Source organism: Micromonospora sp. AMSO31t, from assembly GCF_008868175.1.
Taxonomy (GTDB): domain Bacteria; phylum Actinomycetota; class Actinomycetes; order Mycobacteriales; family Micromonosporaceae; genus Micromonospora.
The window spans coordinates 1-14,411 of sequence record NZ_WBKT01000149.1; the positions used below are offsets into that span (position 1 = coordinate 1).

A 14,411-nucleotide genomic window follows, 5' to 3' on the forward strand; every position below is an offset into this window, starting at 1 on the left:
CTCACCCGCGCCCGCCGCCACGCCGTGACAGGGACCGACGCGTATCGGCCGGCCGCGATCCGGCAGGATCGACGGGGACCGCACCTGTCAGCACCGAGGAGACCCGCTCATGGAGAAGCCCGAGGTTGGCCCGATCGAGGGCGCCCCGCCCGCCGATCTCGTCATCGAGGACATCACGGTCGGCGACGGCCCGGAGGCCCGACCCGGCCAGCTGGCCAACGTGCACTACGTGGGCGTGGCCCACTCGACCGGCCGCGAGTTCGACGCGTCGTGGAACCGGGGTGACACGTTCGAGTTCCCGCTGGGCGGCGGCCAGGTCATCGCCGGCTGGGACCAGGGCGTGGTCGGCATGAAGGTCGGCGGTCGGCGCCGGCTGACCATCCCGCCGCACCTGGGCTACGGCGCCCGGGGCGCCGGTGGCGCGATCAAGCCGAACGAGACGCTGGTCTTCGTGGTGGACCTGGTCGGCGTGCGCTGACCGGAGACCGTGTGGCAGGGCCGTCGGCGGCGCGCCGGCGGCCCTGCGGCGTCAGGCCGCGGCGCAGGTGACCAGATCGCGGGCCGACTCGCGGATCGGCAGCACCCGGTGCAGGCCGGTGGCCCGCAGCACCCGGGCGACCACCGGGTCGGGGTCGACCAGCACCAGCTCGCCGCCGCGGGCCCGCACCCGCAGGTGGGCGGCGACCAGCGCACGCACCCCGGCGGCGGACAGCAGGCGCACGCCGGACAGGTCCAGCCGCAGCACCGGCCGTGCCGGCGCGGCCCAGAGCGCAGCCCGGAACGCCGCCACGGTGGCGATGTCGATCTCGCCCACCGCCCGCACGTCCACCACGTGGTCGCTGACGCTCGTCGCCACGTGGAACCGGTCGCCGCCCTCTCGCATGTCCCCGAACCTATCCCCCACCACCGACAGTTCCGGCCGCTCGCGGGCGGGGTTCCGGGTACGTCCCGGGTGCGACCCTGAGCGGCCTCGGGGTCATCCCGCAGGGCCGCGACCGCGGCGGAGACACGCCGCCGGGGATTCCCGGCCGGGGCATCGGCGGGGAAGAATGGCCGGATGGCCGTTCCCCGCCCGCGCGTGCCCCTGCTGATCCGGCCGGTCCGTGAGCCGGCCACCGTGCCACCGCCGCTGGACGGGCCGTGGGCCCCCACCAACGTACGGCTCGACCGGGCCGACCTGCTGCCACTGCCCGACGGCGCGCACGGCCCGGAGGACGTGCTGATCGACCCGCAGGGCCGGGCGGTCAGCGGCGACGAGGACGGCCGGCTCTGGTGGTGGCCGGCGGACGCCCCGGCCGGCACCCGTCCCACGCTGCTCGCCGAGACCGGCGGGCGCCCGCTCGGCATCGAGCTGGACCCGGTCGACGGCGGGCTCATCGTCTGCGACGCCTACCGGGGGCTGCTGCGGATCACGCCGGACGGCGCGGTGCACGAGCTGACCGGGACGGCACCACCGGTGCACCTGGCCGACAACGCCGCCGTGGCCCGGGACGGCACGATCTACTTCACCGACTCGTCGGACCGGTTCCCGCTCTCGCACTGGAAGCGGGACCTCCTGGAGCACCGGCCCAACGGCCGGGTGCTGGCCTACGACCGGCGGACCGGGCGCACCGAGGTGGTGGCGGGCGGCCTCTACTTCCCCAACGGGGTGGCGCTCACCCCGGACGAGTCCGCGCTGATGCTGGTCGAGACGGCTACCCACCGGCTGCTCCGGGTGGACCTGCCCGACGGCCGGGCCACCGTGCTGGCCGACCTGCCGGCCTACCCGGACAACGTCTCGGCCGTCGGCGACGGGACCTACTGGATCGCGCTGCCCAGCCCCCGGCTGCCGATCATGGAGAAGCTGCTGCCGCATCCCCGGGTGCGCCAGCTCGTCGCCCTGCTCCCGGGGGCGGTGCAGCCGCAGCCCCGCCGCTACGCGCTGGTCGCGCTGGTGGACGGGGCCGGGCGCGTGCTGCGCACGCTGCACGGCCCGAGTGGGGCGTACCCGATGGTCACCGGCGTGCGGCAGCACGGGCGGCGCCTCTGGCTGGGCAGCCTGACCGCGACGGGCGTGGCCCGGGTGGACCTGGACTGACCGGCGCGGGGCCGGCCCGCAGTGTCTGCGGGCCGGCCCCGTGCCGTTCCTCCCCGGTGGTCAGCCGCCGCTGTTGCTCTTGGACGGGGCGGGGGCGGGCGACGAACCGCCGGCCACCGCGCCCGGGTGCGGCGTGGCGCTGTGCGTGGGCTTCAACCCCGCCGGTACGGGCAGGGCGCTGCCCTTGACGAACTCGTCCCAGCCGACGTTCCAGGCCGTGAACCCGTTGCCCTGGTCCAGCTTCACCTCGGTGCCCTTGACCGTCACCAGGTCGCCGACCTGCGTGATGCCCATCAGCCAGTCCGCGGCGGTGGCGGAGACGTTGGTGCAGCCGTGTGAGGTGTTGGTGAAGCCCTGCTCCCCCTCCGACCACGGGGCGGAGTGGATGAACTCGCCACCCCAGGTGAGCCGCTGGGCGTCGTCCACGTCGACCACGTACGGATCGGCCGAACCCCGGGTGTCGAAGGTGGTGTGGTCGAACTTCTCCATGATCACCATCTTGCCGCTGGAGGTGGGCGTGCTCGACTTGCCGAGGCTCACCGGCACCTTGCGGAGCAGTTTGCCGTCCTCGTAGACGGACATCTGCTTGGTGGCGTTGTCGATCTCGAGCGAGACCTGCCGGCCGATCTTGGAGGTCGCGCTGTGGTCGGCGTCGCCGATGGCGTCCTTGCCGATCGGCAGCCCCTGCAGGGCGCTCCGCACGCTGATCTTCGTGCCGGACTTCCAGTGGTCGGGCGCCCGGTATTCGACCTGCTTGCCGTCCGATTCCCACGACCAGGTGCCCGGCTGCGGCGGGTCGGTCTTCACGAACAACCGGCGCTGCACGTCCGCTCTGGCCTCTTTCGGAATTGGCGGATCGAATGCGACCACCACCGGCATGGCCGTCCCGTACGTCTGATTACCGGTGAAATAGAGCTCGCTGGTGACGGCCGGTTTGGTGGATTTCGCCATTGTGGTGAACGTCGTCTTCTGCGTGGTGGTCCGCCCGGAATCGCCGGTCGCGGTCACCTCCGCGGTGTACGTCCGCGAGTTCTCCAACGGCTTGTCCGGCACCCAGCCCGACCCGTCCTCACGCGGCTGCGCCGGCACCGGCCGGCCCTTGTCGTCGGTGAGCCTCACGGCGGTGACCTTGCCGCCGCTGACCGTGGTCCCCACCTCGGCGCTGACCGGCACGCCCTTCGTCCGGTCCGCCGGGGTCACGGTCACCGACGGCGCCGCGGCCGCCTTGCCGTGGCCGTGTTTCACGGCATCCCTCTGGCCGGCGGTGCACCCGCCGACCACCAACGGTGTGGCTGCGATGGTTACCGCCAACAGCGTGAATCGCCGCCTCACATCCATATTCCGCACCCCATTTCCGCTCCCCTTGGCTCACATTCTGTATGGCCCTCGGGACGGCGTGGCATATTCGGCGGAATTGCTTGGGGTGGCTGACTTCGCTTTCGACTCCGGCGTACGGAAATGGGAATTGGCGACGTCGACGGGCGGGACGTCACGGCGGCGACCGGGTTGCGCGGCGTGACGTGAACGACCGGTTCGGCCCCGGCCCCGCGGGGTGGCCGGGGCCGGGGCCGGGACTCAGACGTTCGCGACCAGCAGGGCGGGCTGTTCGACGCAGTCCGCCACGTGCCGGAGGAAGCCCCCGGCCACGCCGCCGTCGCAGACGCGGTGGTCGAAGGTGAGGCTGAGCTGCGTCACCTTGCGCACGGCCAGCTGCCCGTCGACCACCCAGGGCTTGTCGACGATCCGGCCGACGCCGAGCAGCGCCGCCTCGGGGTGGTTGATGATCGGGGTCGACCCGTCCACGCCGAACACCCCGTAGTTGTTCAGCGTGAAGGTGCCCCCGGTGAGCCGCGCCGGGGGCAGGGTGCCGGCCCGGGCGGCCGCCGTGGTCTCGGCGAGGGCGGCGGCCAGCTCCCGGGTGGTCAGCCGCTGGGCGTCGCGCAGCACCGGGACGACGAGGCCCCGGTCGGTCTGCGCGGCGATGCCCAGGTGCACCCCGGCGGACTGGACGATCCGCTGCCCCTCGGTGTCGACGTGGGCGTTGAGCTGCGGATACTTCCGCAGGCCGCTCAGGCAGATCCGGGCCAGCAGGGCCAGGATGCTGACCGGCGACTCCGGGGTGGCGGCGTTGATCGCGGCCCGGGTCGCCAGCAGCCCGGTGGCGTCCACGTCCACCCAGATGGTCACCTCGGGGATCTCCCGCCGGCTGCGGGAGAGCTTGTCGGCGATGACCTTGCGGATGCCGGTGAGCGGGATGACCACGTCGCCGTCGCCGGCCGGGGCCAGCCCGACGTGCGCGGCCGGGGCGTCCGGCACGGCGGCGAGCGGCGCGGCCGGCGCGGTGGACGCCGCCTCCACGTCGGCGCGGCGGATCACCCCGCCGGGCCCGGTGCCCCGCAGGGCCGCCAGGTCGAGGCCGCGCTCCCGGGCCAGCCGCCGGACGATCGGCGAGATGACCAGCGGCGCGGTGCGCGGCGGGCGCTCCGGGCCGTCGGCCGTGGGGCTGCCGGTGACCGGGGCGGTCGCCGGCGTGGCGTCGGGCTCGGGCGCCAGGGCCAGCCGGGGGCGTCGCCGCCGCCGGCCCGCGCCGCCGTGGCCGGTGCCGTACCCGATCAGGACGTTGCCGGAGCCGGCCCGCTCCTCCTCGCGGTAGGTGGCGTGCGGGTCGTCGCCGCCGTCGCCGTCGAGCGGGGCGATCGTGATGAGCGGCTGGCCCACCGGGCGGACCTGACCCGCCGCGCCGTGCAGGGCCACGACCCGGCCGGCGTACGGGCAGGGGACGTCGACCACGGCCTTGGCGGTCTCCACCTCCACCACGGTCTGGTCCACGGTGACCACGTCGCCGACGGCGACCCGCCACTCGACGATCTCCGCCTCGCTCAGCCCCTCGCCCAGGTCGGGCAGGAGGAAGTCGCGGGTCCCGGTCGCGGTGGTCATTTCGCTCATGCCGCCACCCACCGCTCGTCCGGCTGGTCGTCCCACTGGAGCCGGGCCACGGTGTCCAGCACCCGGTCCACCGACGGCAGGTGGGTGTGCTCCAGCATCGGCGCCGGGTAGGGGATGTCCAGCCCGGAGACCCGCAGCACCGGGGCGTGCAGGGCGTGGAAGCAGCGCTCCTGCACCCGGGCGGCGATCTCGGCGCCGACACCAGCGAAGCCCTGCGCCTCCTGGATCACGACGCAGCGGCCGGTCTTGCGCACCGAGGCGGTGACGGTGGCGTCGTCGAACGGCACGATGGTCCGCACGTCAACCACCTCCAGGTCCCAGCCCTCCTCGCGGGCGGCCTCGGCGGCCTCCAGCGCGACCGGCACCGCCGGCCCGTACGCGATCAGGGTGGCGTCGGTGCCAGCGCGGCGCACGACGGCCCGGCCGAACGGCTCCTTCCGGGCCGGCAGCTCCGCCTCGGCGCTTCCGAAGTAGAGCTTCTTCGGCTCCATGAACACGACCGGGTCCGGGTCGTCGATCGCCTCGCGCAGCAGCGAGTACGCGTCCTCGACGGTGGCCGGGGTGACCACCTTCAGGCCCGGGGTGTGCGCGTAGTACGCCTCGGACGAGTCGCAGTGGTGCTCCACGCCGCCGATGCCACCGGCATAGGGCACCCGGATGACGATCGGCACGCTGAGCGCGCCCCGGGTCCGGTTGCGCAGCTTCGCCACGTGCGAGGCGATCTGCTCGAACGCCGGGTACGCGAACGCGTCGAACTGCATCTCGACCACCGGGCGCAGCCCGGACATGGCCAGGCCGACGGCGAAGCCGACGATGCCGGCCTCCGCGAGCGGGGTGTCGAAGCAGCGCTTGTCACCGAACCGGGCCTGGAGCCCGTCGGTGATCCGGAAGACGCCGCCGAGCTGCCCGACGTCCTCGCCGAAGACGACCACCCGCTCGTCGTCCAGCATCGCGTCGGCGAGCGCGGCGTTGAGCGCCTTCGCCATGGTCATGGTGGCCATCAGGCGTCCCCCTCCTCGACGCGGGCGGCGGCCAGCTCGGCCCGGACCTGGTCCCGCTGCTCGACCAGTTGCGGGGTCGGCTCCGCGTAGACGTGGTCGAAGAGGCTGAGCGGGTCCACCTCGGGCTGGGCGTTCATCCGGTCGCGCAGCGCGGCGGCGTACGCCTCGGCCTCCTCGGCGATCGCGGCGACCGCGGCGTCGTCCAGCGCGCCCCGGTTCCGCAGGTACGCCTCCAGCCGGGCGATCGGGTCCCGGTCGCGCCACGCCTCGACCTCTTCGGCGTCCCGGTAGCGGGTCTGGTCGTCGGCGTTGGTGTGCGGCTCCATCCGGTAGGTGTGTGCCTCGACCAGGTACGGCCCCTTGCCGGCGCGGGCGTGCGCGACGGCCCGGTTGAGCACGGCGAGCACGGCCACCGGGTCGTTGCCGTCGACCTGCTCGCTGGGCACGCCGTAGCCGACGCCCTTGTAGGCCAGGCTCGGCGCGGCGGTCTGCCGGGACAGCGGCACGCTGATCGCGTACTTGTTGTTCTGCACGAAGTAGACGACCGGGGCCTTGAACACGGCGGCGAAGTTGACGCCCTCGTGGAAGTCGCCCTCGCTGGTGGCGCCGTCGCCGATGAAGGCCAGCGCCACGGTGTCCCGCCCCTGGTAGGACTCGCCGTAGGCGAGCCCGGCGGCGTGCACGCACTGGGTGGCGAGCGGGGTGCACTGCGGCGCGGTGAGCACGACGGTCGGGTCGTACCCGCAGTGCCAGTCGCCGCGGAGCAGGGTGAGCACCTCGACCGGGTCGATGCCGCGGGCGGTCAGCGCCATGGACTCCCGGTAGGTCGGGAAGACCCAGTCGGTGTCGCGCAGCGCCAGCACTCCGCCGACCTGGCAGGCCTCCTGGCCGCGCGAGGACGGGTAGACGGCGAGCCGGCCCTGCTTGGTCAGCGCGGTGGCCTGCACATCGAAGCGACGGCCGACGACCATCCGGCGGTACATCTCGCGCAGCGCCTCGACCGGCGGCTCCGGGTAGTCGTCCCGGGCGGGCAGCGGGGTGCCGTCCGGGTTCAGCAGTCGGACGGGCTCGGTGCGGGGCAGCAGGCCGGCCGACGGGTCGGGGACGGCCGGGGTGGCCGGGGTGGCCGGCCGGCGGGTGCGCGGGGATGCCCTGCGGACCGCCTCGGGTGTGGTCGTCACGGCGGGGACCTCCTGGACGTGTGGTGGCCCTATGCTTCCGCTGTCGGATGATTGACTCAACATCCGGGATGAACGCGGGACGAATGGCACCGGAAGGCGGTCCTCATGAGCCAGGAGACCGGAACCACACCGGGCACGGCGGGCGGAACGGGACGTTCGGCCGGGCCACTCGACGAGGTCGACCGGCGGATCCTGCGCGAACTGACCGAGGACGCCCGGCTGTCCATCCGTACGCTGGCGGAACGGGTGCACGTCTCGCGCACCAACGCGTACGCGCGGGTGGAGCGGCTGCTGCGGGACGGGGTGGTCACCGGGTTCCGCGCCCAGGTGGCGCCCGAGCCGGCCGGGCTGGGCACCTCGGCGTACATCGCGCTCACCATCGAGCAGAACACCTGGCGCGAGGTGTCCGCCGAGCTGGCCCGGGTGCGCTACATCGAGCACGCGGCGCTGCTCAGCGGCGAGCACGACGTGCTGGCCCTCGTGCGGGCACCGGACAACGCCACCCTGCGGGACGTGGTGCTGGACCGGGTGCAGAGCATCGCCGGGGTGCTGTCCACCCGGACCTGGCTGGTCTTCGAGGAGTTCGACGGGACGCTGAGCCCCTGGCAGTGACCGCCTACCGCTCCGGCGGGGCCTCCAGGCCCTCCCGGTCGGCCAACTCCAGCAGCGGCTCCAGCGAGAACCGGCGCTCGTCCAGGCCGGCGTGCGGGTCGCCCCGCTCGGCGAACCGGGCCGGCATGCTGACCACGTCGAAGTCCTCCGGCCGGGCGTCGTCCAGCTCCGCCCAGGAAAGTGGCGCCGAGACCAGCGCCCGCGGGGTGGGCCGGATCGAGTACGCCGAGGTCACGGTGTGGTCGCGGGCCATCTGGTTGTAGTCGACGAAGACCGGCCGGTCCCGCTGCTCGCGCCACCAGGTGGTGGTGACGAGATCGGGCAGCCGGCGCTGCATCTCCCGGCCCAGCGCCAGCACCGCGCGCCGGCAGTCGCCGAAGCTCCACCGCGGCTCGATGGACAGGTAGACGTGGATGCCCCGGCCGCCGGTGGTCTTCGGGTAGCCCACCAGGCCCAGCTCGTCGAGGAACGCGCGCACCTCGTGGGCGACCGGGACCACCTGGGCGAAATCCACGCCGGGCATCGGGTCCAGGTCGATGCGGAGCTGGTCGGGACGCTCCACGTCGCCCGCCGAGACCGGCCACGGGTGGAACCGCAGGGTGCCCAGGTTGACCGCCCAGATCACCACGGCCAGCTCGCTCGGGGCCACCTCGTCGGCGGTCCGGCCGCTGGGGAAGGTGATGTGCGCGGTGCGCACCCAGTCGGGCGCGCCGGCCGGCAGCCGCTTCTGGTAGAACGCGTCACCCTTGTTGGTCTGCCGGGTGGCGATCGTCGCGCCCTCGAAAACGCCGCGGGGCCAGCGCTCCAGCATGGTCGGTCGGTCGCGCAGCGCCCGCAGGATGCCGTCGCCAACGGCGAGGAAGTAGCGGACCACGTCCAGCTTGGTCAGCCCGCGTTCCGGGAAGTAGGGCTTGTCCGGGCTGGAGACGCGGACCAGCCGCTCACCCACCCGGATCTCCTCGGCCGCCGTGGTCGCCACGCCTCACACCGTACGACGCGGACGGTCGCGGCGCGGGGATGTCGTCACGTGATCAGCAGGACGCCGACGACGATCAGCGGCACCGAGACGAACAGGAAGATGCCGACGCCGGTGAGCACCCGGCCCCCGCCGCCGTCCTCCCGTTCCGGAGCCAGGCCGAAGGTGGACCGGGCCGGCAGCATGCCGATCCGGCTCAGCGTCAGGTCACCGGTCATCCCGATCACCGCGCCGACCAGCATGAACGCCACGCCGAGCCGATGGACGAAGTCGCCGCCGCTGACCCCCACCCAGATGCCCACCGCGATCCCGATCGTCACCACCGCGATCAGGAAGAGCACCAGCGCCTCCCGCAGACCCCTGATGACCGTCGCCACGCGTCCGCCTCCCCGCCACCGGGCCCACGCCGGTGCCGGACGACATTCTGCCCGGTCGATGCCACCCCGCGCCGCCCGCGCGGCGTGGCGGTCCCGGGACACGCTCGTGGCCGGGCGGGCGCACCCACCCGGCCACCGGCGCGTACGGTCAGCCGTTCTCCTTGTGGAGCCGGTCGCCGAGCATCTTCTTGCCCTGGTCGGCGGCCTTGCGGTTGGTCTCCTGGATCTTGCGGAACCAGGTCGCGAGCTCGGTGTCGCCCCGATCCTCCGCGTCGGCGATGTACGTCTCCATCTGCCAGACGTGCTGCAGTGACATCTGCACCGTGTGGATCAGGTCGTAGTTCTTGTCCTTCACCGGGCTCATCGGCTCTCGTACCATCGTCGCCACGGCACCCTCCCCTGGGTCGGCTTCGCCCGCTTCCGGGCCGACCGCGCTTACCCGCCCGGCCGCCGTTCACGCCCCGGGTGTGCCGGCCGCCACCGACCGGCACGGTTACCCCCGGGAGACCCCGGGTACCGGAGGCCGCATGGCGGAACTGGCAGCGCTCTGGATCGTCCGGCACGGCGAGAGCACGGCGAACGTCGCGGCCACGGCGGCCGAGGCGTCGGGCGCCGAGCTGATCGAGCTGACCCACCGGGACGCGGACGTGCCGCTGTCGCCCACGGGCGAGGAGCAGGCGCGGGCGACCGGACGCTGGCTGGCCGGGCTGCCCGAGGCGCGGCGGCCGGACGTGGCGGTGGTGTCGCCGTACCTGCGGGCGGTGCGGACCGCCGAGCTGGCCCTCGCCGGCACCGGCGTGCCGGCGAGCCGCGACGAACGGTTGCGCGACCGCGAGCTGGGCATCCTCGACGGGTTGACCGGCCAGGGCGTCCGGCGGCGGTACCCCGACGAGGCGGCGCGCCGGGACCGGCTCGGCAAGTTCTACTACCGCCCGCCCGGCGGGGAGTCCTGGACCGACGTGGCGCTGCGGCTGCGCGCGCTCCTCGGCGACCTGCGCCGGGACCACGCCGGCGGCCGGGTGCTGCTGTTCGGCCACGACGCGCTGGTGTTCCTGCTGCGGTACCTCGTGGAGGGGCTCACCGAGGCGGAGCTGATGGCGCTGACCGGGGAGCACGTGATCGCCAACTGCTCGGTCACCGGCTGGTCGGCCGACACCACCGGCCGGCTGACGCCGGACGTGTTCAACGACGTCACCCACCTGCACCGGCAGGGGGCGCGTTCGACCAGGGAGGACGAGGTCCATGCCGAGCCGGTCTGAGGTCATCACCCCCGCGCTGCTGCGGGACTGGGCGCTGCCGGTGCCGACCGGCGGCAAGGAGGCCCGGGGCACCGTGCTGGTGGTCGGCGGGTCCCGGTTCACCCCCGGCGCGGTGCTGCTCGCCGGGGTGGCCGCGTTGCGCGCCGGGGCCGGCGTGCTGCAACTGGCCGCCGCCGAGTCCACCGCCGCCGCGCTCAGCATCCAGGTGCCCGAGGCGCTGGTGGTCGGCCTGCCGGAGACCGCCGACGGCGCCGTCCGGGGCGATCCCGGCGACCTGCTCGACGGCCTGATCGCCGAGGCGGACGTCGTGGCGGTCGGCCCCGGCCTCAAGGACATCGACGCCACCCGGGCGCTGCTGCACGTGGTCCTCGACGCGGCCGGCCCGGAGACCGCGCTGGTGCTCGACGCGTACGCCCTCGGCGCGCTCAGCCACGAGCCGGACCTGCTGGTCGGCTCGGGCCGCAAGGTGGTGCTCACGCCCAACCTCACCGAGGCCCGGCACCTGCTCGACCGGAAGCCCGGCGACGACCTGGACGCCGAGGCCGTCCACCTGGCCCGCCGGTACGACGCGGTGGTCTCCCTCTACGGCCACATCGCCACTCCCGACGGGCGGGCCTGGCGCGAGGAGAGCGGCGACGCCGGCCTGGGCACCTCGGGCAGCGGCGACGTCCGCGCCGGGCTGCTCGCGGGGCTGCTCTCACGGGGCGCCGAGCCGGCGCAGGCCGCCTGCTGGGCCGCGTTCGCCCACGCGGTCAGCGGGCAACGCCTGGTCCCCCGCTACGGGCGGATCGGCTTCCTGGCCCGCGAACTGCTCGACGAGATCCCCTACACGGTGGCCACCGTCTGACGGGTGTTGTCCGACGGTTCAGGTGTGTGTAACACCACACCGGCTCCCGTCGCTGAACCCTCGAAGGCGGGCAGCCTGCCCGTCTTCCGCCGGCCCGCTTCCCGCCAGGGAGTGGGATCCGGCCGGGATCGGCCCCCTGGGAGTCTGTGTGAAGAACCTCCGTCGCAAGACACTGGCCGCCGCGTCCGCCACGACGCTCGGCGTCGGCCTCGCCCTCACCGGCGGGCTGGCACCGGCGGCGGCCGCCGGACCGGACACCTCCTATCTGGTCCTCGCCCCGCAGGGCGCCAACACCAGCAAGGCCGCCGCCCGCGTGGCGGCCGCCAAGGGCACCGTCGTGGCCTCCTACGACCGGATCGGCGTGCTCGTCGCCCGCTCGACCAACCCGGACTTCGCCACCCAGGTGGCGGGGGTGGGCGTCGAGTCGGTCGCGTCCACCGCCGGCCTGGGCACCGCCCTCGACGAGGGCGAGACCGTGGAGGTCTCCGCGGCCGACGTCGCCGCCGCCACCGGCGACCCGACCAAGGAACCGCTCTACGGCCAGCAGTGGGACATGGACATGATCCACGTGCCGCAGGCGCACGCGGTGAACAACGGCAGCCCGAACGTCGTCGTCGGCGTGCTGGACAGCGGCATCTCCAGCACCCACCCGGACCTGGCGACCCAGATCGCCAAGGACAGGAGCACGTCCTGCATCGGCGGTGTCACCAACACCACCGAGGCGGCGTGGAACCCGACCACCAGCGACCACGGCACCCACGTGGCCGGCACCATCGCCGCCGCCGTCAACGGCGTCGGCGTGACCGGCATCGCTCCGGGCGTCAAGGTCGCCGCCGTCAAGGTGGTCAACGACGACGGCTACATCTTCCCGGAGGCCGCGGTCTGCGGGTTCATGTGGGCCGCCGACCACGGCATGCAGGTCACCAACAACAGCTACTACATCGACCCGTGGGAGCTGAACTGCCGCAACGACGCCCGCCAGCGTCCGGTGTGGCAGGCCGTGCAGCGGGCGATCCGCTACTCGCAGTCCAAGGGCGTGCTCAACGTGGCGTCCGCGGGCAACTCGAACTACGACCTGGCCCACAAGATCACCGACACCGGCAGCCCGAACAACGGGACGCCGGAGACGCGGGAGAACCTCACCAACGCCTGCCTCGACCTGCCGGCCGAGGCGCCGGGCGTGGTGACCGTCTCCGCGGTAGGCCCGACCGGCGAGAAGAGCTACTACTCCTCGTACGGCCAGGGCGTGGTGGACGTGACGGCACCGGGTGGCGACACCCGGTACCGGACGCAGGGCGCGCGGTCGACGTCGACCGACGCCATCCTGTCGACCACCTTCAACACCGCCACCCGCACCAACGGGTGGGGGTACAAGCAGGGCACCTCGATGTCCGGCCCGCACGCCGTCGGCGTCGCGGCGCTGGCGTTGTCGGCGCACCCGGGGATGACCCCGGGGCCAGCTGGCGTCGTTCCTGGAGCGCACGTCGGTCGCGCAGTCCTGCCCCGAGGGCGTCTACAACCCGGTGCCGCTGCTGGGTGACCGCGTACGACGCCACCTGCTCCGGTGGGGCCCGCAACGGTTCTACGGCGCCGGCATGGTCGACGCGTACAACGCCGTGAAGTAGCGGCCGCACCACCCCGTTGGGGCCCGGCGACCCGTCGCCGGGCCCCACCTCGTTTTTCCTGGTCGGGGGCGGGGTAGAGGAAGCGACATCAGCCGACTCTAGGAGGTAACCGGTGTCCACCGACGCGATCGTCCTGCTCAAGGAGGACCACAAGGAGATGCGCCGCCTGTTCAAGGCCTTCCAGGACGCCGAGGAGGGCCCGGCGAGCGAGCGGCAGAAGCTCGTGAAGCAGATCCTCGAGGCGCTGACGGTGCACACCTACCTCGAGAACGAGGTGATGTACCCGGAGGTCCGCAAGCTCGTGCCGGACGTCGAGGACGACATCCTCGAGTCGTACGAGGAGCACCACGTCGCCGACGTGCTCTGCTTCGAGCTGTTCACGATGGACGCCGACGACGAGCGCTACAACGCCAAGACGACGGTGCTGATCGAGAACGTGCTGCACCACGTCGAGGAGGAGGAGCAGGAGTGGTTCCCCAAGGTCCGCGACGCGCTCGGCCGTAACCAGCTCCAGGAGATCGGCCAGCGCATGATCGACCTGCGCCCGAAGGCGCCGAAGACCCCGACCGCCCCGAAGGCGCTGAAGAAGTCGCTGGACGCCGTCGTCGCCTGACGCACCACGAACGGCGGGACCCGGCCGAGGCCGGGTCCCGCCGTTCGCCGTGCGGGTCAGCTGCCGGAGCCGGGCTCGGCCATCTTCCGGTGCTGCTCCGCCTTCAACCGGTCCGGGACGATCTTGCCGGCGGCGGTCTGCACCTTGTTGAGCAGCGAGCCGGCCGACACCTTGTGCTCCCCCTTCATGAGGGCCTCGAAGGCGTCCTCGGCCACCGCGCGCGGGTCGTCCTTCTTCCCCTGGCCCACCCGGGTGTCCTCCATGTCGGCCCGCGCGAAGAACCCGGTGTCGGTCGGGCCGGGCATCAGCGAGGTGACCGTGACGCCGGTGTCCTTCAACTCGTTGCGCAGCGCCTCGGCGAACGACTGAACGAACGACTTCGAGGCGTTGTAGACCGCCTGGAAAGCCCCCGGCATGGTCGCGGCGATCGACGAGGTGAACAGCACCCGCCCCTGGCCGCGCTCGACCATGGCCGGCAGCAGCCGCTTGGCCAGGTGCACGGTCGACCGCACGTTCAGGTCGACGATGTTCAGCTCGTCGCTCAGGTCGGTGCCGCCCACGAAGTTCCCGCCGGCGCCGCGGCCGGCGTTCAGCGCCAGGGCGTCCACCGGACGGCCCAGGTCCGTCACGGCCCGCGCCAGCTGCTCCACCCCGTCGGGCGTCGCCAGGTCCACCCGCACGGGGTACGCCTGCGGGCCGCTGTCGCGCTGCAGGTTCCGCGCCGCCGTCGCGATCCCCGGGTCCTCGGCGGCCACCACCACGTCGTACCCGTGCTCGGTGAACTGGGCGGCCAACTCGTACCCGATGCCGCTGGACGCGCCCGTCACCACGGCGAGCGGACGGTCGCTGGTCGGTGTGCTCATCCTCCGGTCTCCCTCCCCGGACGCGGGCCGCACG

16 protein-coding genes are annotated in these 14,411 nt (G+C 73.4%); 7 read left to right on the forward strand and 9 right to left on the reverse strand.

Translation table 11 applies throughout. The features are described 5' to 3' along the window. Positions 1 to 109: 109 nt before the first annotated feature. Positions 110 to 478, forward strand: coding sequence for an FKBP-type peptidyl-prolyl cis-trans isomerase (locus F8274_RS24685; RefSeq protein ID WP_151464754.1), 369 nt, complete (start codon positions 110 to 112; stop codon positions 476 to 478). A gap of 51 nt (positions 479 to 529) precedes the next feature. On the opposite strand, the gene F8274_RS24690 is transcribed toward F8274_RS24685, so the two are convergent. Continuing rightward, positions 530 to 883 carry an anti-sigma factor antagonist gene (locus tag F8274_RS24690; RefSeq protein ID WP_151464755.1) on the reverse strand — a complete coding sequence of 118 codons (354 nt, stop codon included), beginning with the start codon at positions 881 to 883 and terminating at the stop codon, positions 530 to 532. A 174-nt stretch (positions 884 to 1,057) separates the two neighbouring features. Between F8274_RS24690 and F8274_RS24695 the strand changes: the two genes are divergently transcribed. Next, positions 1,058 to 2,077 carry an SMP-30/gluconolactonase/LRE family protein gene (locus tag F8274_RS24695; RefSeq protein WP_151464756.1) on the forward strand — a complete coding sequence of 340 codons (1,020 nt, stop codon included), beginning with the start codon at positions 1,058 to 1,060 and terminating at the stop codon, positions 2,075 to 2,077. A 60-nt stretch (positions 2,078 to 2,137) separates the two neighbouring features. Here the strand turns inward: F8274_RS24695 and F8274_RS24700 are convergent, their stop codons facing one another. The 4 genes from F8274_RS24700 to pdhA all read right to left on the reverse strand — a co-directional run bounded on the left by F8274_RS24700 (position 2,138) and on the right by pdhA (position 7,238). Further along, the gene (locus tag F8274_RS24700) at positions 2,138 to 3,415 is read right to left on the reverse strand and encodes an Ig-like domain-containing protein (protein ID WP_151464757.1); all 1,278 of its coding nucleotides are present in this window, start codon (positions 3,413 to 3,415) and stop codon (positions 2,138 to 2,140) included. Between the two features lie 237 nt (positions 3,416 to 3,652). Continuing rightward, the gene (locus tag F8274_RS24705; protein WP_370518270.1) at positions 3,653 to 5,035 is read right to left on the reverse strand and encodes a dihydrolipoamide acetyltransferase family protein; all 1,383 of its coding nucleotides are present in this window, start codon (positions 5,033 to 5,035) and stop codon (positions 3,653 to 3,655) included. Further along, the gene (locus tag F8274_RS24710) at positions 5,020 to 6,024 is read right to left on the reverse strand and encodes an alpha-ketoacid dehydrogenase subunit beta (protein ID WP_151464758.1); all 1,005 of its coding nucleotides are present in this window, start codon (positions 6,022 to 6,024) and stop codon (positions 5,020 to 5,022) included. The genes F8274_RS24705 and F8274_RS24710 overlap by 16 nt, the downstream gene beginning before the upstream one ends. Continuing rightward, positions 6,024 to 7,238 (reverse strand): pyruvate dehydrogenase (acetyl-transferring) E1 component subunit alpha, encoded by a 1,215-nt coding sequence (pdhA, locus tag F8274_RS24715; protein ID WP_151464767.1) that lies wholly within the window; start codon positions 7,236 to 7,238, stop codon positions 6,024 to 6,026. Before pdhA ends, F8274_RS24710 begins: the two co-directional genes overlap by 1 nt. Positions 7,239 to 7,310: 72 nt before the next feature. Between pdhA and F8274_RS24720 the strand changes: the two genes are divergently transcribed. After that, positions 7,311 to 7,817: an Lrp/AsnC family transcriptional regulator gene (locus tag F8274_RS24720; RefSeq protein WP_151464759.1), complete on the forward strand. Its 507-nt coding sequence runs from the start codon at positions 7,311 to 7,313 to the stop codon at positions 7,815 to 7,817. Between the two features lie 4 nt (positions 7,818 to 7,821). Here the strand turns inward: F8274_RS24720 and F8274_RS24725 are convergent, their stop codons facing one another. From F8274_RS24725 to F8274_RS24735, 3 genes are all read right to left on the reverse strand, one after another. Then, positions 7,822 to 8,796: a DNA polymerase domain-containing protein gene (locus F8274_RS24725; RefSeq protein ID WP_151464760.1), complete on the reverse strand. Its 975-nt coding sequence runs from the start codon at positions 8,794 to 8,796 to the stop codon at positions 7,822 to 7,824. A 44-nt stretch (positions 8,797 to 8,840) separates the two neighbouring features. After that, a complete protein-coding gene (locus F8274_RS24730; RefSeq protein WP_151464761.1) occupies positions 8,841 to 9,170 on the reverse strand; it encodes a hypothetical protein in 330 nt (109 codons plus the stop codon). 148 nt (positions 9,171 to 9,318) lie between these two features. After that, positions 9,319 to 9,549, reverse strand: a complete 231-nt coding sequence (locus F8274_RS24735) for a hypothetical protein (RefSeq protein WP_151464768.1) — start codon at positions 9,547 to 9,549, stop codon at positions 9,319 to 9,321. Positions 9,550 to 9,697: 148 nt separating this feature from the next. Between F8274_RS24735 and F8274_RS24740 the strand changes: the two genes are divergently transcribed. From F8274_RS24740 to F8274_RS24755, 4 genes are all read left to right on the forward strand, one after another. Further along, complete coding sequence (locus F8274_RS24740) at positions 9,698 to 10,429, forward strand: histidine phosphatase family protein (RefSeq protein WP_151464762.1); 732 nt, start codon at positions 9,698 to 9,700, stop codon at positions 10,427 to 10,429. Then, on the forward strand, positions 10,413 to 11,276 hold the full coding sequence (locus tag F8274_RS24745; RefSeq protein WP_151464763.1) for an NAD(P)H-hydrate dehydratase: 864 nt from the start codon (positions 10,413 to 10,415) through the stop codon (positions 11,274 to 11,276). The genes F8274_RS24740 and F8274_RS24745 overlap by 17 nt, the downstream gene beginning before the upstream one ends. Before the next feature lie 148 nt (positions 11,277 to 11,424). Next, on the forward strand, positions 11,425 to 12,816 hold the full coding sequence (locus F8274_RS24750) for a S8 family serine peptidase (RefSeq protein WP_225853956.1): 1,392 nt from the start codon (positions 11,425 to 11,427) through the stop codon (positions 12,814 to 12,816). Positions 12,817 to 13,013: 197 nt separating this feature from the next. Then, positions 13,014 to 13,514 carry a hemerythrin domain-containing protein gene (locus F8274_RS24755; RefSeq protein WP_151464764.1) on the forward strand — a complete coding sequence of 167 codons (501 nt, stop codon included), beginning with the start codon at positions 13,014 to 13,016 and terminating at the stop codon, positions 13,512 to 13,514. Positions 13,515 to 13,570: 56 nt separating this feature from the next. Here the strand turns inward: F8274_RS24755 and F8274_RS24760 are convergent, their stop codons facing one another. Beyond that, complete coding sequence (locus F8274_RS24760) at positions 13,571 to 14,377, reverse strand: SDR family oxidoreductase (RefSeq protein ID WP_151464765.1); 807 nt, start codon at positions 14,375 to 14,377, stop codon at positions 13,571 to 13,573. Positions 14,378 to 14,411 lie beyond the last annotated feature (34 nt).

What these genes read in the sequence shown, in the direction of transcription:
- F8274_RS24685 (WP_151464754.1), top strand. Translation starts at nt 110, where the DNA reads ATGGAGAAGCCCGAGGTTGGCCCGATCGAGGGCGCCCCGCCCGCCGAT.
- F8274_RS24690 (WP_151464755.1), bottom strand. Translation starts at nt 883, where the DNA reads ATGCGAGAGGGCGGCGACCGGTTCCACGTGGCGACGAGCGTCAGCGAC.
- F8274_RS24695 (WP_151464756.1), top strand. Translation starts at nt 1,058, where the DNA reads ATGGCCGTTCCCCGCCCGCGCGTGCCCCTGCTGATCCGGCCGGTCCGT.
- F8274_RS24700 (WP_151464757.1), bottom strand. Translation starts at nt 3,415, where the DNA reads ATGGATGTGAGGCGGCGATTCACGCTGTTGGCGGTAACCATCGCAGCC.
- F8274_RS24710 (WP_151464758.1), bottom strand. Translation starts at nt 6,024, where the DNA reads ATGGCCACCATGACCATGGCGAAGGCGCTCAACGCCGCGCTCGCCGAC.
- F8274_RS24720 (WP_151464759.1), top strand. Translation starts at nt 7,311, where the DNA reads ATGAGCCAGGAGACCGGAACCACACCGGGCACGGCGGGCGGAACGGGA.
- F8274_RS24735 (WP_151464768.1), bottom strand. Translation starts at nt 9,549, where the DNA reads ATGGTACGAGAGCCGATGAGCCCGGTGAAGGACAAGAACTACGACCTG.
- F8274_RS24740 (WP_151464762.1), top strand. Translation starts at nt 9,698, where the DNA reads ATGGCGGAACTGGCAGCGCTCTGGATCGTCCGGCACGGCGAGAGCACG.
- F8274_RS24745 (WP_151464763.1), top strand. Translation starts at nt 10,413, where the DNA reads ATGCCGAGCCGGTCTGAGGTCATCACCCCCGCGCTGCTGCGGGACTGG.
- F8274_RS24760 (WP_151464765.1), bottom strand. Translation starts at nt 14,377, where the DNA reads ATGAGCACACCGACCAGCGACCGTCCGCTCGCCGTGGTGACGGGCGCG.